The 20723-nt window shown below is 70.3% G+C and carries 17 protein-coding genes and 1 pseudogene; 7 read left to right on the top strand and 11 right to left on the bottom strand.

What is annotated here, in order from left to right; translation table 11 throughout:
• The first annotated feature begins 2 nt into the window (after positions 1–2).
• The gene (locus tag OG241_RS47610) at positions 3–1067 is read left to right on the top strand and encodes an alkene reductase (RefSeq protein ID WP_405825117.1); all 1065 of its coding nucleotides are present in this window, start codon (positions 3–5) and stop codon (positions 1065–1067) included.
• A gap of 219 nt (positions 1068–1286) precedes the next feature.
• Here OG241_RS47610 and OG241_RS47615 read toward each other — a convergent pair whose 3' ends face one another.
• The gene (locus OG241_RS47615; protein ID WP_405825118.1) at positions 1287–1451 is read right to left on the bottom strand and encodes a hypothetical protein; all 165 of its coding nucleotides are present in this window, start codon (positions 1449–1451) and stop codon (positions 1287–1289) included.
• Positions 1452–1628: 177 nt separating this feature from the next.
• Positions 1629–1979 (bottom strand): DoxX family protein, encoded by a 351-nt coding sequence (locus OG241_RS47620; RefSeq protein ID WP_405825120.1) that lies wholly within the window; start codon positions 1977–1979, stop codon positions 1629–1631.
• A 357-nt stretch (positions 1980–2336) separates the two neighbouring features.
• On the opposite strand from OG241_RS47620, the gene OG241_RS47625 reads away from it, so the two are divergent.
• From OG241_RS47625 to OG241_RS47640, 4 genes are all read left to right on the top strand, one after another.
• Positions 2337–3293, top strand: a complete 957-nt coding sequence (locus OG241_RS47625) for an NADP-dependent oxidoreductase (RefSeq protein ID WP_405826826.1) — start codon at positions 2337–2339, stop codon at positions 3291–3293.
• 579 nt (positions 3294–3872) lie between these two features.
• Complete coding sequence (locus OG241_RS47630; protein ID WP_405825122.1) at positions 3873–4688, top strand: oxidoreductase; 816 nt, start codon at positions 3873–3875, stop codon at positions 4686–4688.
• 564 nt (positions 4689–5252) lie between these two features.
• Entirely contained in the window at positions 5253–5843 is a 591-nt protein-coding gene (locus tag OG241_RS47635; protein ID WP_405826828.1) for a TetR/AcrR family transcriptional regulator, read from the top strand.
• A gap of 279 nt (positions 5844–6122) precedes the next feature.
• The gene (locus OG241_RS47640; RefSeq protein WP_405825124.1) at positions 6123–7082 is read left to right on the top strand and encodes a GlxA family transcriptional regulator; all 960 of its coding nucleotides are present in this window, start codon (positions 6123–6125) and stop codon (positions 7080–7082) included.
• 47 nt (positions 7083–7129) lie between these two features.
• On the opposite strand, the gene OG241_RS47645 is transcribed toward OG241_RS47640, so the two are convergent.
• The 3 genes and pseudogenes from OG241_RS47645 to OG241_RS47655 all read right to left on the bottom strand — a co-directional run.
• Positions 7130–8386 (bottom strand): NADH:flavin oxidoreductase/NADH oxidase family protein, encoded by a 1257-nt coding sequence (locus OG241_RS47645; protein ID WP_405825126.1) that lies wholly within the window; start codon positions 8384–8386, stop codon positions 7130–7132.
• Positions 8387–8454: 68 nt separating this feature from the next.
• Positions 8455–9207, bottom strand: coding sequence for an amidase family protein (locus OG241_RS47650; protein ID WP_405825127.1), 753 nt, complete (start codon positions 9205–9207; stop codon positions 8455–8457).
• Between the two features lie 610 nt (positions 9208–9817).
• Positions 9818–10105 (bottom strand): annotated as a pseudogene (locus OG241_RS47655) (MFS transporter); the annotation flags it as partial.
• A 179-nt stretch (positions 10106–10284) separates the two neighbouring features.
• On the opposite strand from OG241_RS47655, the gene OG241_RS47660 reads away from it, so the two are divergent.
• Complete coding sequence (locus tag OG241_RS47660) at positions 10285–12021, top strand: acyltransferase (RefSeq protein WP_405825129.1); 1737 nt, start codon at positions 10285–10287, stop codon at positions 12019–12021.
• A gap of 189 nt (positions 12022–12210) precedes the next feature.
• On the opposite strand, the gene OG241_RS47665 is transcribed toward OG241_RS47660, so the two are convergent.
• On the bottom strand, positions 12211–13431 hold the full coding sequence (locus OG241_RS47665) for a metallophosphoesterase (protein ID WP_405825131.1): 1221 nt from the start codon (positions 13429–13431) through the stop codon (positions 12211–12213).
• A gap of 158 nt (positions 13432–13589) precedes the next feature.
• On the opposite strand from OG241_RS47665, the gene OG241_RS47670 reads away from it, so the two are divergent.
• The gene (locus tag OG241_RS47670) at positions 13590–14357 is read left to right on the top strand and encodes a Stf0 family sulfotransferase (protein WP_405825132.1); all 768 of its coding nucleotides are present in this window, start codon (positions 13590–13592) and stop codon (positions 14355–14357) included.
• Here OG241_RS47670 and OG241_RS47675 read toward each other — a convergent pair.
• From OG241_RS47675 to OG241_RS47695, 5 genes are read right to left on the bottom strand one after another with little or no spacing between them, the layout of a single operon-like run.
• Entirely contained in the window at positions 14322–14969 is a 648-nt protein-coding gene (locus tag OG241_RS47675; protein ID WP_405825134.1) for a DUF5825 family protein, read from the bottom strand. The genes OG241_RS47670 and OG241_RS47675 overlap by 36 nt on opposite strands.
• Positions 14966–16918, bottom strand: coding sequence for a RiPP maturation radical SAM C-methyltransferase (locus OG241_RS47680; RefSeq protein ID WP_405825135.1), 1953 nt, complete (start codon positions 16916–16918; stop codon positions 14966–14968). Before OG241_RS47680 ends, OG241_RS47675 begins: the two co-directional genes overlap by 4 nt.
• Positions 16919–16935: 17 nt before the next feature.
• Positions 16936–17697: a hypothetical protein gene (locus OG241_RS47685; protein WP_405825137.1), complete on the bottom strand. Its 762-nt coding sequence runs from the start codon at positions 17695–17697 to the stop codon at positions 16936–16938.
• Positions 17694–18710: a DUF692 family multinuclear iron-containing protein gene (locus tag OG241_RS47690; protein ID WP_405825139.1), complete on the bottom strand. Its 1017-nt coding sequence runs from the start codon at positions 18708–18710 to the stop codon at positions 17694–17696. Before OG241_RS47690 ends, OG241_RS47685 begins: the two co-directional genes overlap by 4 nt.
• Positions 18707–20716, bottom strand: coding sequence for a B12-binding domain-containing radical SAM protein (locus OG241_RS47695; protein ID WP_405825140.1), 2010 nt, complete (start codon positions 20714–20716; stop codon positions 18707–18709). Before OG241_RS47695 ends, OG241_RS47690 begins: the two co-directional genes overlap by 4 nt.
• Between the last annotated feature and the right edge of the window lie 7 nt (positions 20717–20723).

A 20723-nucleotide genomic window follows, 5' to 3' on the forward strand; every position in this document is an offset into this window, starting at 1 on the left:
CCATGCCGAACGCCCTGTGGAATCCGATCGTCGTCGGGGAGATCCCCCTGCCGCACCGGCTGGCCATGGCACCCCTGACCCGGAACCGGTCCAACCCCGAAGGCGTACCGACCGAGCTGAACGCCGAGTACTACGCCCAGCGCGCCTCGCACGCCCTCATCATCACCGAGGGCACTCAGCCCAGCGCCGACGGGCAGGGCTACCCGGTGACCCCCGGTATTCACACCGAGGAGCACATCGCCGGTTGGCGCAAGGTCACCGACGCCGTGCACAAGGCCGACGGACGCATCGTCATCCAGCTCATGCACGCCGGGCGGATCTCCCACCCCGACAACACCCCCCACCACCGGCAGCCGGTGGCCCCCTCCCCGGTCCGACCGGTGGGCGCCATGTTCACCGCGTCCGGGCTCCAGGAGATGCCGGTACCGCGCGAACTGTCCACCGAGGAGGTCGCGGCCACGGTCGAGGACTTCCGGCGCGCCGCTGCCGCCGCCATCGCGGCCGGCGCCGACGGCGTCGAGATCCACGGCGCCAACGGCTACCTCCTGCACCAGTTCTTCGCCACCAACACCAACCAGCGCACCGACCGCTACGGCGGCTCCGTCGAGAACCGCATCCGCTTCGCCGTCGAGGTCGCCACGGCCGTGGCCGACGAGATCGGCGCCGGCCGCACCGGCCTCCGGATCTCCCCGGGCAACCCGTTCAACGACATCGCCGAGAGCGACACCCACGACCTGTACCCAGCACTCGTACGCGCTCTCGCACCCCTCGACCTCGCCTACCTGCACATCGGAATGCACGCCGGCGACGACGAACTCCTGTACACCCTCCGCAAACTGTGGCCTACCACCCTGGTCCTCAACCGGGCCGGCACCGACATCGCCACCCGCGCCAAGGACGTCGAAAACGGCGTCGCCGACATCGTCACCGTCGGCACCATGGCGCTCGCCAACCCCGACCTGGTCGAGCGCGTACGCGCCGGCGCGCCGCTGAACACCCCCGACCCCGCCACCTTCTACGGCGGCGACGCGGCCGGCTACACCGACTACCCCACCCTCACCGCCTGACAATCCCCGGCGACACCGGTCCGTCCTGGCGGGCCGGTACGACCAGATGGCCCCATGCGGGTGCCACGGGTCTGAGCACGCTGCAGTCGAACTGAGCCCGGAGGCGCCGGAGTTCACGGACTTCCTCGCCGGACTGGCGGTTCCCGAGTCCGAGTTGGCTGCGATGCCCATCGTGTCGGACGGCGCCCATCTCAAGGCCCGCGAGCCGGAAGGCGTCACCTACCGGGAGGTGGACTGGGTGGCGTGCTGGGAATCCGGTGCGAACCGGGAGATCTGCGGGAGCGCGTCGCAGCGCGCGAAGGGTTCGGCCGGGCCGCCGACGCTTGTGCCGATGGGTTCGCCGATCAGTTCCCCGAAGCTGATGGTCTGCCACCTGATCGGCACTACTGGCGCCTTTGCGACTCCGACCCCGACTGCGCCCTGTAGTCGCCCCCCAAGTCCCGGACATGTGCAGGCGCAGGCCCTCCCAGAGCGACTTGCCTCCAGCCCGTGGCGCTGGAGGCAAGAGCCCGGCAGTTGCTGTGCCGCGTGATCGCGAGCTGGTCTGATCGCGATGCACGATCAGACGGTCGCGAAACCCAGCGCCAGTGGCGCCACGGCGACGACCATGATGGTGGCCGGGAGGCTGATTCCCTTCGTGTCGCCTCCACGGACGTGCGTGCTCACGGCGCCCAGGAAGTACAGGACGACACCGATTGCCGCCGCGATGCCCAAGGGGCGGTAGGCGATGCCGACGAGCAGCCCGAGAGCGCCCGCGATCTTGATCAGACCGAGTGACAAGAACCAGCTGTCGGGCACCCCGAGCGCCTTCATTCCCTGTGTGATCTTCGGATCGCGGGTGATGTCGGGAACGGCGGAGAGGACCAGTACGAGGGACAGCACGACAGCGGTGACGACGTAGGCGATGTACACGGAGAACTCCGGAGGGACTGACGGGACCGTCGATCGGTCCAGGGACAGAGGGCGGCCGGCGATGAGCCGCCGTCGGCAGATGGTCAGGCCGGGCGCAGCAGAAGGGCGCTGAAGGCCGGTAGAGGTAGGACCGGCCGCCGAGAGCTGGAGAGCCGCCTCTGCTGTGTGGACCGGGGTGTCGGTCGGGTTCTTGAGGTCGCCCCGCGCCGCGATCTCATCACCTGTGACAGTCGGCGAGGGAGCAGGCGTGTCGAAGGGGGCATGGCGTGATCCCGTTGAAAGTTGGCATTCATGCCATGGTGTCGAGGAGTGGCGGGCCGCGACGCTGGACGCATGACGAATCCCAATACCGCCACCATGCGCGCCATCCGCCAGGACACCCACGGTTCCCCCGAGGTGCTCAAGGAGGTGGAACTGCCCCGACCTGCGCCGGGGTTGAGTGAGATCCTGGTCGCCGTCCGCGCGGCAGGCGTCAACCCGACCGACTGGCGGAACCGCGCCCAGCCCATCACCGTCAACAGCCTGCCCCTCATCCTGGGCTGGGACGTCTCCGGAGTCGTCGAGGCGGTTGGCACAGGCGTCACCCTGTTCAAGCCGGGCGACGAGGTCTTCGGCATGCTGCCCTACCCCCACGGGGTCGGCTCCCACGCCGAGTACGTGACCGGCCCGGCTCGCGCCTTCGCTCACAAGCCCGCCGGTATCGACCACGTTCAGGCCGGCGCGCTGCCGCTAGCGGCCCTGACCGCCTATCAGGCACTCGTCGACACGGCCGATGTCCAGCCCGGGCAGCGCGTCTTCATCCACGCGGCGGCCGGCGGCGTCGGCCATCTCGCCGTGCAGATCGCCAAGTCCCGTGGCGCCTACGTCATCGGCACCGCCAGCGCCGCCAAGCATGACTTCCTGCGTTCCCTGGGAGTGGACGAGGTCATCGACTACCACACGGTCGAGTTCACCGAGGCCGTCAAGGACATCGACGTGGTCCTCGACTCGGTCTCCTTGGACAGCGCCGACCGCGCCCGCTCCCTCGCCGTCCTGCGCACGGGCGGCACTCTCGTCTCGATCCTTCCCGTACCCGTCACCCTCGACGAACTGGCCGACTTCGCCGAGCGGGGTGTCCGCTTCGAGAGTCTCCTCGTCGAGGCCGACTGCGCGGGCATGCAAGCTATCGCCGACCTCGCCGAGACCGGCGCCCTGCGCGTCCATATCGAGGCCACCTTCCCGCTCGCCGAGGCCGCCAAGGCCCACGCCCTGGGGGAGACCGGCCGCATCACCGGCAAGATCGTGCTGACGGTGGAGGGGGCCGGGAAGGCGTAGAGGGGTTGACCTTGCCCCATGCCTCTTGCCCCATGTGCCTTTGCCGGAAGTCGACTTGCTTGGCGGACAGGTGCGGACCTGGGGCTTCGAGGGGTCGGAGCCCGGGGTGACTCGGCCGACTACCTCGGTGGGCGCTTCGTAAGCAGTGTCACTGAGGTTGCGTTCCCTCGGGTGGGCCACCTCTCACCTTCTCGGCGGTGAACGGTCGAGCTTGTGGACTCGGCCGTTCACGATCTTGTCGCGCTCCCGACTGCCCCTGCGACTGGACGGTCACGGGTCGGCATGTCCCACGGTCCGGCCTGTAGAAGCGACCTCGGGTGGGCCGGTCAGGCCGGGCCCTCGTTCTGGCGTCGGCCACGACCACCGCGAGCGGCTCCCGGGCGCGATCGGCAACCCCCGCCGGGACGTGCCCCTCTCGCTCACTGCCGCCAGGCCGCCAGGGAACGGCACGGAGCCGCGAAGAGCAGGAATCCGCAGCAACCGAAGGCAGGAGCGGGGATGTAGGCGATTGCGATCAGAGCTGTCCTGAGCGGGACCGATGATAGTATGGACGTAATGTAAAAGCTTCAGGAGGTGGCCATGACAGCAAATCGGCCGGTGGCACTCGTGACGGGCGCGTTCTCGGGTCTCGGCAAGGCAACAGCGCGCGCACTCGCCCAGGCGGGGTTCGACGTGGTGGGGACGAGCCGGAAGACGCCGGACAGCACTCCTGGCGACGGCGTGACGTTCCTCGCCCTCGACGTGACCAGCGACGACTCGGTGAGCAGCGTGGTCCGGCAGGTGATCGAGCGGTTCGGGCGGATCGACGTCCTGGTCAACAACGCCGGGCTCGGCATCAACGGCGCCGCCGAGGAAATCTCCGCCGCGCAGGCGCAGCGCGTGTTCGATGTGAACGTCTTCGGCCTCATGCGCATGACCAGGGCTGTCCTGCCGCACATGCGCGGCCAGGGTCGCGGGCGCGTCATCAACATCTCCTCCTTGGGCGGGTTCGTCGGCAACCCCTTCATGTCCGTCTACATCTCGACCAAGTACGCGGTCGAGGGCTACTCCGAGTCCCTGGACCACGAGATCCGCGAGCACGGCGTTCGGGTCCTGTGCGTCCAGCCCGGCCCCCTCAACACCTCGTTCGACACGAATTCGGTCGAGGCCGACACCCCTGTGCCGGGATACGCCCACCAACGGGCCATCTACGACGAGGTGATTGAGGAGGGGCTGAGGAACGGCGACGATCCCGCCGCCATCGCCAAGGTGGTCGTCGCGGCAGCGACCGACCGGAAGCCGAAACTGAGCTATCCCGCCGGCTCACTTGCCCCGCGCCTCAAGGTGTTGCGCCGCGTCCTCCCCGCCCGGACCTTCGACAAGCAGGTGCGCAAATTCAACCGGATGACCGGCTGACGGCCACGGGCCGGGTGTCCCCGTGTATGGCGGGGCATTCCCATTCCCCGCCGGCAAGCGCACGGTGAAGAGGGTCTGCGCCGGCAGCCCCAGCCGGAGCCCAGAGAACATCGCGAGCCTGGTAGAAGTGCTGCGGCGGCAGACCATGCACGGGCCCGCTCGCTCTGCTGTCGACCTCAAGCGGCTGCATGGCGTCCAGGTCGCGCCGGTTGCCGTGCGCTGCATTCTCGTGCGGTGAGGACCGAACCGCTGGCATGACCGTGACCCGCCGACCGGCGTGCAACGGCGCGACGTGATGCGCTATGAGCACGACCGCGTCTACGGCTCATGGTGATGGCCGACCCATGAGCCTCGCCGGCGGTGTCGAGTTCAGGTGCTGGGCCCGTGCCCGCCCACACGGTGAAGGTCCGACGCTTGCCCGTCGTCCTTGTCGCAGAGGGCAGCTGGCGACGAGGTGGCCGGCCGTCGTCGCTGTCGACCCTTTGGATTACGTTCGCAATGTCATAGAATGGCGGAGTGACTGAAGGCCGACCGGTCCTTCCGGTCGGCGATGGAGGGCGTGCAGTGGTGCGGTACGGCAAAGAGCACAAGTCGGAGACGAGGCGGCGGATCATCGAGACGGCGGGCCGCCGGTTCAAGCGAGACGGTATCGACGGCTCCGGGGTCTCGACGCTCATGAAGGACGCGGGGCTGACCAATGGGGCCTTCTACGCTCACTTCGAATCCAAGGATGACCTCGTCACCACGGCAGTCGCCGATCAGTTGAAGGCGCAGGCCGAGAACGTCGTCGCGCGGGCTGCACCTGGCCGTGCCGGCCTCGAGCAGATTGTGCGCGGATACCTGTCGCCCCAGCACCGAGACAGCCTTGCCGACGGCTGCCCCAACGCCGCTCTGCTCGACGAGATCGGGCGCTGCACCGACACAACCCGACAGGCATACACCGACGGTGTGCTGGTCCTCATCGATGGCATTGCCGCCCGCATGGCGCCCGAGGACCCGCCCTCGGCGCGTGTGAAGGCGCTCAGCCTCCTCGGCCTGATGGCCGGGACACTGCAGCTCGCGCGCGCCTTGACGGACAGTCAACTCGCCCACGAGCTCCTCGACCAGGGGATAAGCAACGTTCTGGCCCTGCTGGACGCCGAGCAGCGCGTCTGACTTACCGCATCCCTGGCCCCAGGTTGTGGCCCGCGAGGGAGCAGCCCCGACTCCGACAGGTTCTCTTCAGCCAGGACTTGCCGAGATGCTCTGGAGTGAAGAGGGCCGGATCGGTTCGGATCCAGCGGGGAGCGAGAGCGGGCCTGGTCGAAAAGGGAATCCCCATCAACGCCGCCAGACCTTCCTGCTGCAAGGTGACGCTGTGCGTGATGGGTCCAGCGTGGAGCCGTCACCATTCGATACCATGGCATGAATTCCAACTTTCGACGGGATCACGCCATGGCAACCGCTCACCGAGTCGTCGTTCTGGCCGTAGACGGCGTGTACCCCTTCGAACTGGGCATTCCCAGCCGAGTCCTCGAGGAGGCGGACGGCCGCTACGAGGTCCTCACCTGCAGCGTCGACGGCCGCCCGGTACGCACCAGCTCCGACTTCTCGATCACCGTCGAGCACGGACCGGAGGTGCTGCGCACCGCCGACACCGTCGTCATCCCACCTTTCACCACCACCGTCGTGCCCCCAGAAGTGCCGCAAACCGTGGTCCAGGCTCTCGCGTCAGTAACCTCCGGCACCCGCTTCGTGTCCATCTGCACCGGCGCCTTCGTCCTCGCTGCCGCCGGTCTCCTCGACGGACGGCCGGCCACCACCCACTGGATGGTCGCGGACCTCTTCCACGCATTCTTCCCTCGGGTCGCACTCGATCCGGACGCTCTGTTCATCGACGACGGGGACGTAGTGACCTCAGCGGGCGCCGCGTCCGGGCTCGACGTCTGCCTGCACATCATCCGCAAGGACCACGGCAGCGAAGTCGCCAACAAGGTGGCCCGCATCTGCGTCGCCCCTCCGTGGCGTGACGGGGGACAGGCGCAGTACATCCAGCATCCGGTGCCCGAGGCCACGGCAACCGGAACGGCCACCGCCCGCCAGCGGGCCCTGGAGAACCTCCACGAGCCCATGACTCTGACGGACCTCGCCGAGTACTCGCACATGAGCCTGCGGACCTTCGTCCGTCGCTTCACGGAAGAGGTGGGCATGAGCCCGGGACGCTGGCTGATCCGGCAGCGCGTCGACCGCGCACGACACCTCCTGGAAACCACCGACCTGCCGGTGGACGAGATCGCCGGCCAAGTCGGCTTTGCCGGCGGTACATCGCTGCGAGAACACCTGCATGCCGCCGTTGGCGTTTCGCCGCTCGCCTACCGGCGTACTTTCCGCGGCACCCTGACCCCCACGCGCTGAGCGCCACACACGCAAGACGTCTGAAGGACCTGCGAAAGAGAGTCCCGTCAACTTCTCGATGCGCCGCCTCGCTTCGCGCGGAACGAGGTGCGTCCGTTTCGCCGGACCATCGCGACGGTGGCTGCAAGGCTGCCGCGATTCAGGTCGGGGTGCAGGCCGTTGCCGAGGCGGTGTATCTGGTCGGTGTGCCAGCTGATGTCCAGTACCCCGTCCAGGGACTTGAGGTCGGCGACCTTGCCCAGCAGGGTTCTCATGCCGTAGCGCACCTGGTGTGCCGTGAGTGCCTCGGTCTGTCCTTCGAGGATGAGCCGGGCCGCGTCCGGCGTGGTGATCGTCGGCCGGCCGATGCCGACCATGTCGCATTCTCCGGCTTGTACGGCACGTTGCATGGCATCGCGGGTGCGGAATCCGCCTGTGACGGCGAGTGGGATGTCGCCCACGAGCTTGCGAACGGTGCGGGCGTATTCCAGGAAGTACGCCTCGCGTTCCCTGGTACTGGCGGCCGCCGAGCCGCTCATCGCCATGGACTCGTAGGTACCGCCGCTGACCTCGATGAGGTCGATGCCTTCGCGGGCGAGCACGGCCAGCACGGTCTGGGACTCGTCCTCGGTGAATCCGCCCCGCTGGAAGTCCGCCGAGTTGAGTTTGATGCCCACCGCGAAGCCGGGCCTGACGCGGCTGCGGATACGGCGGACGACCTCCAGGCCGAAACGCATCCGCCCCTCGAGATCGCCGCCCCACTCGTCGTCGCGCCGGTTCGACATCGGTGACAGGAACTGCGAGATGAGATACCCGTGGGCCCCTTGCACCTGGACGCCGTTGAAGCCGGCTGTCTCGCACACGACCGCGGCCGTGGCGAAGCGCTCGATGATCTCCTCGATCTCCTCCGGTCGCAGTTCGCGCGGTGTCCTGGCCCCGGGCAGTTTCGTCGGGATCGGGCTGGGGGCCACCGGCGTGTGTCCGAGTGCCAAGGGGTTGGCCTGGCGCCCGGGGTGGTTGAGCTGTGCCCAGATCGAACCTCCCGAGTCCTGGGCCGACTTGGCCCAGCGCGAGAGCGCGTCGAGATCACGCTCGTCCTCGATGACGACGTTGCCCGGTTCACCGAGTTGGGCGCGATCGACCATGACGTTGCCGGTGATCATGAGGCCGTAGCCGCCTCGGCTCCATGTGGAGTACAGACGGCCGAGGCGTTCGTCGGGCGCGTTGTTCCTGTTTCCCAGCGACTCGCTGAGCGCCGACTTCATCAGGCGGTTGGCCAGTATCTGGCCGTTCGGGAGAGTGAGGGACGTGTCCAGCGTGTTCATCCGGGCTCTTCTTCGGTGCGGTCGGCGTCAGCCGGGGGCGGGTGCGGGGCAGTGCGGTCGGCGGATCGTCACACGAAGGCCGGCGGGGGCTGGTAGCCCTCGAGTTCCCGGCCGAGGAGCTCGGCGAACTTGATGGTGGTGAGGTCGCCGCCGCTCGGACCCATCACCTGGAGCCCGACAGGCAGACCGTCCCGGCCGGTTCGGACGGGAACGGTCGTCGCCGGAGAACCGGCCACGTTGGCGATGGCGCTCCACTTGACCTGGTCCCAGTACGGGCGAGACCGCCCGTCGACCTGGATCCGCCGTCCGAATCTGTCGATCGGCTTGTTGTGATGAGGCGGTGCCGCGGTCGGTGTGACCGGCATGAGCAGGACATCGAAGTCCCGGAAGAACTCGGTCCACCGCTGCCGCAGCTCATGGCGTGCCACATCCGCCTGGAGCCAGCTGTAGTAGGACTGGAAGGTCCCGCGCAACGCGTACAGCGCCTCTCCCCGTGGATGCTGGGCCAGGCGCGCCAGGAGCGCCGTGTTGGAGGCCGGCGTCAGTCCGGAGCGGTCGTAGGTGAACGCACCGAACAGCAGGCGCAGGAAGATGTCATGACTGGTCGCCATGTCGTCCGGGAGGCCGGAGGGCCGCACCTCGACCTTCGCGCTGGCCGCCTTGAGGGCATTGAGGGCGTCGTCCATCGCTGTGACGACGTCGTGGTCGACGGGGCACGAGGGGTCCTCGGGCCACACCGCGATCCGGAAGCCGTTCAGCTCGCTCGCCCTGGGGGGTGCGAGTGTGTAGCTGAAGCCGCCGTCGCGCTCGGGCGGTCCCACGGTCCCACGGTCGCGTGGAGGATGGGGACGAGGTCGCGCGCCTCGCGTACCTGGGCGCCCGCACAGGCGAGGTCGATCTCCCCCCACCGCCCGACACCGGGTCCGCCCGGTACGTGGCCGATAGGCGAAGTCCGTCCCGTCAACGGTCACGAAGCGCGTCAGCGCGTTTTGTATGACGATCGTGAGGCGGGTGGGGAGTTCCGCGGTGCGCTCATGTCCAGGTCCTTCTGGTGGGGGTGTCAGGTCGGTCTCGTTGGCGGATGAAAGGGGTCCCTGTGACGACCCGATCGCCCCTCGCGGCTCGTTCACGGCTGGCAGGGGGCGGCAGCCTCGGGGGAGAGCGCACGTCAGGCGCGCCCGGTGCAGTGCTCGGGGCTCGCCTCGTTGGCGGAACTCTTCGGGGGAGCCTCACCTCACGGCATGGCCGCAAGTGACGACGCCGGGCTCCACTTATTAAATTACGGTCATCATCCTAAATGGCTGGTCAGTGGACCGCAAGAGGGGCCCTGCTCTCGCCTGGCGACCGAGAACGGCTCAGCCTGGAGGTCAGGGCGGGACAGTTGAGGGGTGGCCCCGCTGTAGCCGGCTGGACCGCCCCTCGGTCCGGGCATCAGGTTGCGAGCGGGGCGCCGGCTGCAGCACTGCCTGCAGCAAGGCCGGAGGTCGGGCCGTCGGCCTTGCGCTGCCGGCGTATGGGCAACGCCACAGCCGCTGCCACGGCGACGGCACCGGCTCCGACCCGGAGGGCCGGCTTCAGCCCGTCCGTGAACAGTGAGGCGGATCCGTAGCCGCCCTGGGCGGAGAAGACCGCGGCCAGCGTTGCGCCGCCGATGGCGCCTCCGACTTCGCGGATGGCGTTGTTGGCGCCGGAGGCGATGCCCTGCTCCTCCGGCCGGACGAGGACGGTGCTGGTGGAGAGGTCCATGAGAGTTCCTGGTGAAGTGAGACAGTGCCTACTGCTGAGGGGAAGGGGCCCGCCGTACGCACGGCTGGCCGCCCACGCCGTGCGTCTACCGCGGCCCCAGTTCCCACGAGGCCCTCTTCCTCGTGCCGCAGTCGTCTGCCTAGCGTGCTCTCATGGATCACCGAGAGCAGCCGTCGGCGCAGTCGTCCGACCGCGTCGACCGCTTCGACCACTGCCCCTGGCTGTTCGAGAAGGAGGCCACGGAGGAGCGGCGGGCCGCGCAGCGGGAGCGGCAACGGTCTCTCGGCGGGGACAGCGCGGTGGGCGAGCGTTGCTATGTGGCCGAGTCGGCGGCGGTCTTTCCCGACCTTCTGCGACTGGGCGACGACTCGTACATCGCCGCCCACGCCTATGTCACCGGCACCCTGACCACGGGCACGGACTGCACGCTGAACCCGTTCACCGTGGCCCGCGGCACTGTCCGCCTGGGCACCGGCGTACGCATCGGTGCCCACACGTCGCTCCTGGGCTTCAACCACTCGATGGCCCCCGACGAGCCGATCTTCCGGCAGCCCCAGTCCAGCCGGGGCGTCACCGTCGGCGACGACGTCTGGATCGGCTCCCATGTGGTGGTCGTCGACGGTGTCACCATCGGCGACCACTGTGTGATCGGCGCCGGCGCGGTGGTGACGAAGGACCTGCCGGCGTGGACGGTGGCGGCGGGGAATCCGGCGCGGCGGATTCGGGACCGGCGCGAGAGCGGGGGCCGGGAGCGGCTGAGTACCCCGGGCGGCGACGACGGTGGCGGCGATGCCCTGGCCCGGTTCGCCGACACCGCCCGCGACCAGGCCGCCGGCATCCTGGCCCGGGCCTGGAACGGCGACCACTACATCGACCGTCCCGGCGCCGCACCCACCGTGCGGGCACACTGCGACGCCGTGGAGATCGCCGACCTGCTGCTGTCGTCCGCCCCCGAGCAACTGGACAGGGCGGAACACATCGAGCGCCTGGCGTCCCTCCAGGACGAGGCGACCGGCCTGGTGGCCGAACTCGGCGAGCAGCCGCCCGCCCCGGACCCGGACGGGTTCGTCAGTGAGGGCCCGGCGCTCTACCACGTCCTGTCGGTGGGCTACGCGCTGGATCTCCTGGGCGCTTCGTTCCCTCAACCGATCGGCGGCGTAAGCGACATGACGGCAAGTCAACTCGTGGCGCGGTTGGAGGGGTTGCCCTGGCGGGACGGCGCCTGGGGCGCGGGCGCCTGGATCGACTCCTGGGCCACAGCCGCCCATTGGAACCTACGGCACCACGCCGCGGCCCCTCTCGTTCCGGGCACGCTCGAAGCCCTCTTCGGCTGGCTGCTCACCCGGGCCGACCCCTGGACCGGGATGTGGGGCAGCCCCTCGACCGCTGTCGGCCGTCTCCAGGTGGTGAACGGCTACTACCGCCTCACCCGGGGTTCCTTCGGGCAATTCGGGATGCCCGTCCCGTCCGCGGAGCGGGTGGTGGACGCGGTACTGGACCACAGCCGGGACGCCCGCCACTTCGGGGCGGGCCGCGACAACGCCTGCAACGTCCTGGACGTCGCGCACCCGTTGTGGCTGTGCACAAGGCAGTCGGGCGGCGGGGGAGGGGGCGCCGACGACACCTATCGGGCGGCCGACATCCGGGCCTGGGCCGAACGCCGGCTCACCACCGCCCTGGCGGCCTGGCAGGACGGGAAGGGCTTCGGGTTCGGACCGGGTACGGCGGGGCCGGGCCCGGAACCGGGCCTGCAGGGAACGGAGATGTGGCTGGCCATCGTCTGGCTGCTGGCGGATCTGGTGGGGCGGTCCGACCGCCTCGGGTATCGGCCACGCGGGGTGCACCGTCCCGAACCGGCCGACGGGCTACGGCCCTTGCGCATCCCTTGAGGGCCCCGCCGGCCCACGGGCGTACGGCCGAGCCGGTCGTGCTCCGATCACGACGCCGAGCTGGCGTGCCGTCAACACGAAAGGAGGCGGGTTCGGGACGGGCATCCTGACGACCGGGGCGCTGATGGGTGCGGCCGTCGTGAGGAGAGTCCGAGCTGAGGCGGCGCGGAGGTGTCGGCCCCTCGCGTGCTACGGCGAGGCGGGCCGGTGCGGGGATCGGAGCACGAGCAGGGTGATCTCGCTGGGGGCGAAGACGCGGAAGGGCGGGCCCCAGAAGCCGGTGCCTCGGCTGGTGTAGAGGAGGGTGCGGGAGCCGTGGTGGCTGAGACCCGCGAGGGCGGGCTGGTCGAGGCGGACCAGGTGGTGGAAGGGCCAGATCTGGCCGCCGTGGGTGTGGCCGGAGAGCTGGAGGTCGATGCCGGCTGCTGCTGCCCGGTCGATGAACTTGGGCTGGTGGGCCAGGAGCAGGACGGGCAGGTCGGGGTCGGCGCCGTCCAGGGCTCCGGCGAGGTGGGCGCGGTGGCCGGCCAGGCCGGAGGACTCGGCGGTGACGTCGTCGACGCCGGCGACCACGAGGGTGTCGCCTCCGCTTTCGAGCAGCAGATGGCGGTTGCGCAGCGGTTCCCAGCCCAGTTCGTCCATCAGGTCGACCCAGCCCTGGGCCTCGGTGTAGTACTCGTGGTTGCCGGTGACGTAGACCCGGGCCCGAGTCGCCCGCACGGTGGCGAGCGGGGTGGCCTGGGCGCGGCGGCGTTCGGCCGTACCGTCCGCGATGTCGCCGGTGTGGCAGACCAGGTCGGCTTCGAGGGCGTTGACCGTCTCGCACACCCGTGCCGACCAGCGGGCGCGGTCGAGGGGGCCGTAGTGGGTGTCGGTGATGAGGACGACACGGGTGCCGTCCAAACCTGCGCCCAGGCGCGGGAGTTGTACGTCGAGTCGGCGCACGCGTGGCACGCGGCGGGCTTCGGCGTACCCCCAGGCGAGCAGGGCGGCGGTCACGCCCAGGACGGCCCAGGTGACGATTCGGGCCCGGTCCTGACTCTCGCCGACGCCGGACACGGTCAGGGCGAGCCGTAGCAGGACGCCGAGCAGCACGGACCAGGTGAACAGGACCCAGCTGGCGCCCAGCAGGGTGTCACCGACGATCGCCATCCCGTCCTGCTGGCGCCGGCCGTGGCCGCGCATCATCGCGAGTGGCATGCCGGCGAGGCCGAGGACGAGCAGGGCGGTGCCGACCAGCGTGACGGGCAGCGACCAGCGCTGGCCGGTGTGCAGGAGCACCCCGTACGGCACGGCCCACAGCAGGACGGGGGCGATCAGGGGGAGGTAGCGCATCAGGCGGTGCAACAGGCTCTGCCGGGGCGCCTGCGCGTCACTGTCCGCGGGCCGGGTCTCGCTGGTGTCGGTCACGATTCCCCTCACAAGCCGGACTGCCTTCCCGCGCACTGTATCCGGTGGTCGAGATCGTCTCCGAGGCGCGTGCGTTCTTTCTGGTCCCGGCCGCTGTCGTGTCCGAAACGGCGACGGAGCCGGTGACAGCCGTTGGTGCCGGGCGTGAAGGTGTTCCCATGGTGCTGCGCTATCGGACCAACGGTCCGGAGTTCGACTTCCCTCTCTTCACCGGTCTGCCGCCGGTCCGCTACGTGCTCGCCTCGACCCCCCGGTGCGGCAGCAACATGCTCGCCCGAGCCCTGTGGCACACAGGGCTGGCCGGCTTCGCCGAGGACTACTTCGCCGACGCCTTCGTGCTGGACTACTTCGAACGGTGGGGATTCGACTCCGGCGATCCGCGGGAGTTGGCGGCGGGCTATGTGCGGCGGCTGATGACATGCCGGACCAGCCCCAACGGCGTGTTCGGGCTGCGGATCCACGCGGCGCATCTCGGGAGCCTGGAGGCCGACCCGTACGACATCCTCCAGGCACCCCGGTACATCTGGATCCGACGCAGGGACCGGTTGCGGCAGGCCGTGTCGTACACCATGGCCGAGCAGAGTGGGGTCTGGATCCTGGACGGGACCTTTCTGCCGGAGCGGCGCACGCGCGCCGCTCCTCGGTACAGCTACGAGGAGATCCGCCGGCATCTGCGGATGCTGGACCGCGACGCGTCGGTCTGGGAGGACTACTTCGGCCGGCACGACGTCGACCCGCACACCGTCGTCTACGAGGACCTGGTCGCGGACTACGAGGCAGGCCTGCTGGGGTGCCTGGACTTCCTCGGTGTCGGCGCGCCCGCGTCGGTGCCGGATCCGGGGATCAGGCGTCAGGCCGACAAGTTGACGGAACGGTGGGTCGAGAGGTTCCTACGGGATCGTCGTGCTGAGCGGCCAGCGTCGTAGGCGGTACGGCGTCCACCACAGGTGGCGTCCGACGCGATGGAGCAGGTTTTCGCGCAGGTGACCAGCCAGGGCCCGCTCCGTGGCCGCCGACGCGACCGCCGGGACGCCGTCCAGCAGCCCCTGGAACGCCGTGCTCCGGGGAGCCTGCACCACCAGGCGCCGGAAGGAGCCCCAGCGATGGTCGCGGATCTCCAGGAACCCCGGGCCGCGGCGGTAGCCGCACTTAGCGATGTGGAACGAGCCGCGCCACGCCCTGACCACGTCTCCCTCGGTCTCCGCTCCCGTCGAGGCGCGGAAGACGGCTGCCGGGGGGTGCAGATGGCTAAGCGCCCGCCACTGGGCCGGGTCGGCCGTGCGCAGTGTCCACTCCACCGCGATGCCGTGGCTCGTGAGTTCCCGGATGACGAGAAGAACGGCTACCGCGGACGCGCCGTCCGGATCGGTGAGGTCCACGGGCTCGTGCACCTGGACGAACTGGACGCCGTCGGCGGCGAGTTGTGCGACGGCGTCCACCGGCTCGTCCGGTGGTCCGTCGAGGGTGCCGTAGTGGATGCCCGGCAGGCGCATCGCCGCCGGGTCGCGGTCCTTCCACAGCGTCAGCTCCGGCTTCATCGCGTGTCTCCCGTGGAGGGGGCTGCCAGAGCCGGGACCAGCGCCGTGTCGTCCCTGTGCAGTCCGGCGCCGTCGAGTCGTAGCAGGTCCTGGTTGGCCACCGCGGGCGCGACCTGCACGTACTGGCCGCCCTCGGCGAAGACCAGGCCGAGGTCGCGCCAGCGTGCCAGCAGCCCGGCGACGCGCTCGGGCGTCACCTCGCCGACCGGCTCCCGCGCGTCCGCGCCCCGGGCAGCGGTCTTGCGCAGCAGCGCCGCCGGGCTGTGCGGCGTGTCCAGCAGCCGGAACACCGCCACCTCGAACGGGTCGGTGAGGTCGAGCAGCCGCCAGGAGAAGTCCGGCCGGGTGTCGACCAGGACGATGTGCGTGCCGAGGTCGCAGTGGGTCAGGCGGCTGCGCGGGTACGCCCGCGTCCAGTGGGCGACGGCCGTGCGCAGCCGGTCGCGGCAGTCGTCGGCGATGCCCTGGTTCGGTGAGTCGAAGATGTACACCAGGTCGGCGAGTTCGTCCGGCGGCAGGTCGTAGATGTGCTGGTAGTGCGAGGCGGGGCGCAGGTCGCCGAAGCCCAGTTCCGGCCGGTCGAAGTAGGGGCTGAACCGCTCGACCTTCAGGCGGGTGGAGTTGGCCGGCGGTCCGAGATGGTGCAGCGCGGGCAGTTGGTCGATGATCTCGTCGTAGTCCTGTTCGGTCTCGCCGGGGAAGCCGTAGAGGTAGTTCCAGCTGAGGTTGACGCCGGTGGTCTCCGCGTCCCGCAGCAGCCGTACGTTCTGGCAGCCGGTCACCCCCTTGTCCATCAGCTTCAGTACCCGGCTGCTGAGGCTCTCCACGCCGGGCTGGACATAGCTGACTCCGGCCGCGTACAGCGTCGCCAGCTGCTCGCGCCGCAGGTTCGACTTGATCTCGTAGCACAGCCGCAGGTCGTACCCGCTCTCCTGGAGGAGCGGGGCCATGGAGTTGAGGTAGGCCATCTCGAGGATGTTGTCGGAGACCCATACGTCGAGGACGCGGTGGCGCTCGACCAGGCCGAGGATCTCGTCCACGAACCGCCGCGGGTCCTTGCTGCGGAACTCCATGAACGAGCCGTTGAGGCCGCAGAAGGTGCAGTGGTGCTTCTCGCCCCACCAGCAGCCGCGTGAGCCCTCCACCACAAGGCGCGGCTCCACCCAGCCGCCCGCGGTCGACCGCGCGTGCCGCTCGAAGTAGTCCCCGTAGTCCGGGGTGACCAGTGCTCCCGGGGGCAGCGGGGCGGCGTCCATGGGGTGGGCCACGGACCGGCCGTCCGGGTCGCGGCGGCACAGGCCGGGGATGGCGGCCAGGCCGTCGGCGTCGTCGTCGCGGAGCGCGGTGAGCAGCCGCGGGAACGCGATCTCGCCCTCGCCGCGCACCACGAAGTCGACGTACTCGAAATTACGGTGCAGTGCGGCGCCCTGCGGGCCGTCGCAGTTGGCGCCGCCGAAGACGGTGGTGGTGCCGGGTGCCAGTTCCTTGACAACGCGGGCCGCCGCGAGGGCTGCCGCGTTCTGCGCGAACGTGGTGGTGAAGCCGACCACGTCCGGTGCCGTGGCCGCGATCTTGGCGGCTGTCTCCCGGACGAACAGCGGCGCGAGTTCGTGGAGTTCCCGCGCCTTGGCCAGCATGCGCTCCGGCATCTTCCCGCCGAAGTGTTCCGTGAACTCGGCCACCCGCCACAGCGGTTGGTCGTTGAGCGCGGCCGAGAAGATCCACTCGCTGTGTCCGGAGAAGTACGACGTCGCGCAGAAGTCGTACTCCTCGATGCCGTACTCCGTACGAGCGGCCACCCAGTCGGCGAAGTCGAGGTTGGCGTGCACCACTTCGACGTCCGCGGCGCCGTCGGGGAAGACGTCGAGGATCCGGCGTTTGAGAATGCCGAGGGCGAGGGACGGCGCGTCGAGCGACGACCACGGCATGTCCACCAACACGATGTGCACGGCGGTTCCTCTCCCCGTCACCACAGTTCGCGGCGGGCCAGCGCCCGCCGCGCGGTCTCGCGCCGGGCCGACGGTTCGGCCTCGAAGGCCGCCGCCACCCGCCCGGACACCACGCCGTGAGCCAGTCCGGCGGACGTGGTGAAGTACGCGTAGTGCACACCTTCCGCTTCCGCGTCCGCGGTGCCCGAGGTGGCCGCCGCCCAGGTGGCTACGGACGCTGCCTCGTAGGTACGCACGGTGGCGTGGCCCCGGTCGGTGCGGACGATTCCGTCCGCCTCGATCACGAACGACAGCGGCTGCTCGCAGGCCAGCGAGGTGAACAGGGCCATCATCAGCTCGTGGGTCACGGTGTCGCGCAGGACCCCTGACCCGACGCCGTCCAGCAGGTACGACGCGAACGCCTCCTCCGCCGACAGCCCGGGAGCGGTGTACGGGATCAGCCGGAAGCGGGCGAAGTGCGGTGAGCCGAGGAAGCCGGTGAGCAGGCCGGACTCCGTGGCACCCGCGTCCTGGAGCAGACGCAGACCGCGCGGGAACGTGGTCGCGAGGCTGGCGCCGCTGCCGGGCCGCCAGACCTGGGAGCGCAACCGGCGCGCGGTGGTGTCCAGTTCGGCCAGGTCGACCGAGGCCAGGCACTCCAGCTCGCCGGGATCCGCCGCCACGGCCTCGGCGCCCTCGTCGGCGAGCCGGGTCCGCAGGTCGGCGTCCAGCAGCAGCCGCATGAGCAGGTCGGCCAGCCGCTCGCCGTCCAGGGAAGCGCCCGGTTCCGCCGTGCTCACGCCGCCTGCCCTTGCTGCCAGTCGGCTACCAGTCCCCGTAGCCGCGCGTAGTTCCGCCGGGACTTCTCCACCAGAGTTCCGTCCTCGCGGTACATCGGATCCTCGTAGGACACTCCGAGGAGGTTCGGGCAGCGCGGCAGCAGGTACGCGGTGAGGTCGATCTGTTCGTCCAGCAGGACGCCGTGGTGCAGGTCGCGGAACTTGCCGCCCACGATCTGGCAGCCCGACAGGTGCAGTTCCCGGCAACGGGTCAGGGGCAGGGCGTCGATCCCGTCGTACATGCTGCGTCCGGTACGTCCTCTCAGCCACTGGTAGCTGAGCAGGTGGCCGACGTCGAGCGTCACCCGGACGTCGGCGTCCTGGGCCAACCGGGCGAAGTACTCGAAGGCGTCCATGTGTCCCAGGACGAACGAGCCGCCCTCCGTGAAGCCGGGGAACTCGACGTGCAGCGGCGGATCGAGCAGCCTGGCCGCCTCGGCCACGTTCCGGGTGGCGATCTCCAGGCCCGGCCCGGTCAGTGGCGGCGGGAGCGGGTAGGGCATCGGAATGCCGCGCAGGCTCCAGATGCCCAGGTCCTCGACCACCCAGGAGAAGCCGTAGCGGGCGGCCAGTTCGTTGGTGAACTCGGCGGCCGGGCGGCGGTCGTAGCGCTCGGGCGTGCCCATGTTCAGCTCGGTCTGGTGGAAGGCGCGGGCCGAACCGGCGGGCAGCGCCTCGAAGAAGCGGTCGTAGGCGCGCACGTAGTCGGCCGTCCGTACGCGGGCGCGCGAGCGCGGCTGGAACGACAGGGCCCCGTAGGCGAAGTCGCCGCCGTGGCGGTGCAGGAAGGCGCGTACCCGGTCGGTGATGTCTCCGCCGCCGTCGTCGCTCTCCACGAATCCGATGCCGCGCCTGCCGAGGCGTCCGCCGCCCCACGGCATGTCCATCAGCACCCCCAGGCCCATCCTGCGCGCGCCTGCGGTGACGGTGTCGGTTCGGGCGCCGCCCGGTGCGGTGCGCGGCGGTTGCGTCATGACGAGCTCCTGGCTGAGGGGGCCGGGTCGGCGCGATGGGCCGGGTCGGGGGTGCCCGCCGCCGCGTCGGCCAGGCGGGCCAGCAGCCGGCGGCCACGGTCGGTGCGGGCCGCGAGCAGACCGTCGGCGCCCTGTTCCACGTCGTCGCGGGGGAGTGCGTAGAACCGCTCCCGGACGACGTCGGCGACGGTGAGGCGGTCGGCCGTACGGTCGTCGGCGTACTCGGGGACGGCGCGGACCCACGGGTGCGGGCGCAGGGCCGTGACGGCGGGCGCGCGCCGGCCGTCGGAGGTGGGGCGCGGCGGTGCCGAGCCGCTCGCCCGGCCCGGTCTGACGGTGTCGAAGATCCGCACCAGCCGGTCCAGTGCCTCGCTGCGCGTCGGACCGTCGCGGACGGCCAGCGGGTGGCCGACCCGGCCGGTCAGGTAGCTCAGCTCGGGGTTGCCCGCGAGGCGGTCCGAGGTGTCGAGGGCGAGCCCGTAGTGCTCCGGGCTGCCCACGAGCTTGCTGCCGGGCTCCGCCACCATCAGCTCCAGCGCGTCGATGCCGATGTTCCGCTCGTTGTCGACGAGGAAGCGCAGGGATGCCTCGAACTCGTCCGGCGTCTCGTCCAGGACCTGGCCCATCACGGTGAACCGGACGGTGATGCCGGCCGCGGCGAGGTTGTCGAGGATCCGCTGGTAGTCGGCCGCGCGCACGCCCCGCTCCATCCGGTCCAGCAGCCGCTGCGAGGTGCCCTCGTAACCGACCGAGATCATCGCGCAGCCGACCGCCGCGAGGTCCTGGCAGAACTCCGGGTCGGTCAGGGCGGCCTCCAGCCGCGCGCGGACGCCGAACCGGACCCGTATGCCTCGTGCGCGCACCGCGCGCATCGCGTTCAGGATCAGCCGCAGGTTGGTGTTCTCGTCCGCGACCGACACGTACCGGGTGCCCGTGGCGCGGACCACGGACTCCACGGCGTCGGCGATCTGGACCGCGGTGCCCTGCTGGTAACTCCCTTGCGGGAGCGACCGGTTGCCGTAAGAGCAGAACGCGCACCGCCCCCAGTAGCAGCCGACGCAGGAGACGACCGCGAGCTCCAGCGCGTCGTTGAGATAGGAGCGGAAGGGCAGTCCGGTGAAGTCGGGTGGGCCGAGGTCCCGGAAGCGCAGGGTCACCGCGGGCGCCGTGCGCTGCCCGGCTCCGGAACGCGGCAGCCAGGTCATGCCGGGCACGTCGGCGAGCGGAACCGTCCCGTCCAGCGCGTCCAGCCAGCGTTCGAGCGGCTCCTCCCCGGCGGTCGGGCACAAGGCGTCGACCGTTTCCCGGACTCCGGGCAGCCGGGCGAGAGCGTCGTGACGGAGCATCACCTGCTGACCGCCCAGACAGATCCGGGTGTCGGGCGCCAGTCGCCGGACCCAGGCGGCGATCAGCAGCGCGGGCGCCAACTGGCTGAAGAACGCCACGGACAGGCCGACCACCCGGGGGCGATGCCGGCCGAGCAGCCCGGCCACCAGGCGGTGCAACGAGACGAGCGGTACGCCCGACGCGGCGGGCGGCCGGTCCGCGGCCCGGCGTGCGGCCTCGTCGAGCCGGTGGAGGTCTTCCCAGGTCCGTACCAGGAAGGTGTCGCGAACCAGCAGTTCGAGGGCCAGAGTGGCGAGCCGGACCGCGCGGTCCGGGCCCAGCTCGCCGGCCGGCTCCTTGTGCAGGACATGGGCACGCAACTCGCCGATGTGCGCGGCGAAGACGTCGGCCACCGCTCGGCGATACCAGTCGCTCATGGCCGTACCCTCGTCGCCCGTGTCCTGGGCGCGGACCGCGTCAGCCAGCAGTTCGGGACATCGCAGCAGCTCGTGGAGCACCGCGATGTTCAGGTCGGCCTGGTGAACCCGCCGGCCCCGGCGCCGTAGGTGGCCGGTGAGGTACGGCAGGCTCAGATACGGGAAGAACCGGGCCTCGGTCTGCGGCGGGAAGATCAACAGGACGTCGGTGCGGGTACGGTCCACCGACTGGCTGGACGGCACGACCCAC

Origin of the sequence: Streptomyces sp. NBC_01390, assembly GCF_045040105.1 — a bacterium.
Classification (GTDB): domain Bacteria; phylum Actinomycetota; class Actinomycetes; order Streptomycetales; family Streptomycetaceae; genus Streptomyces.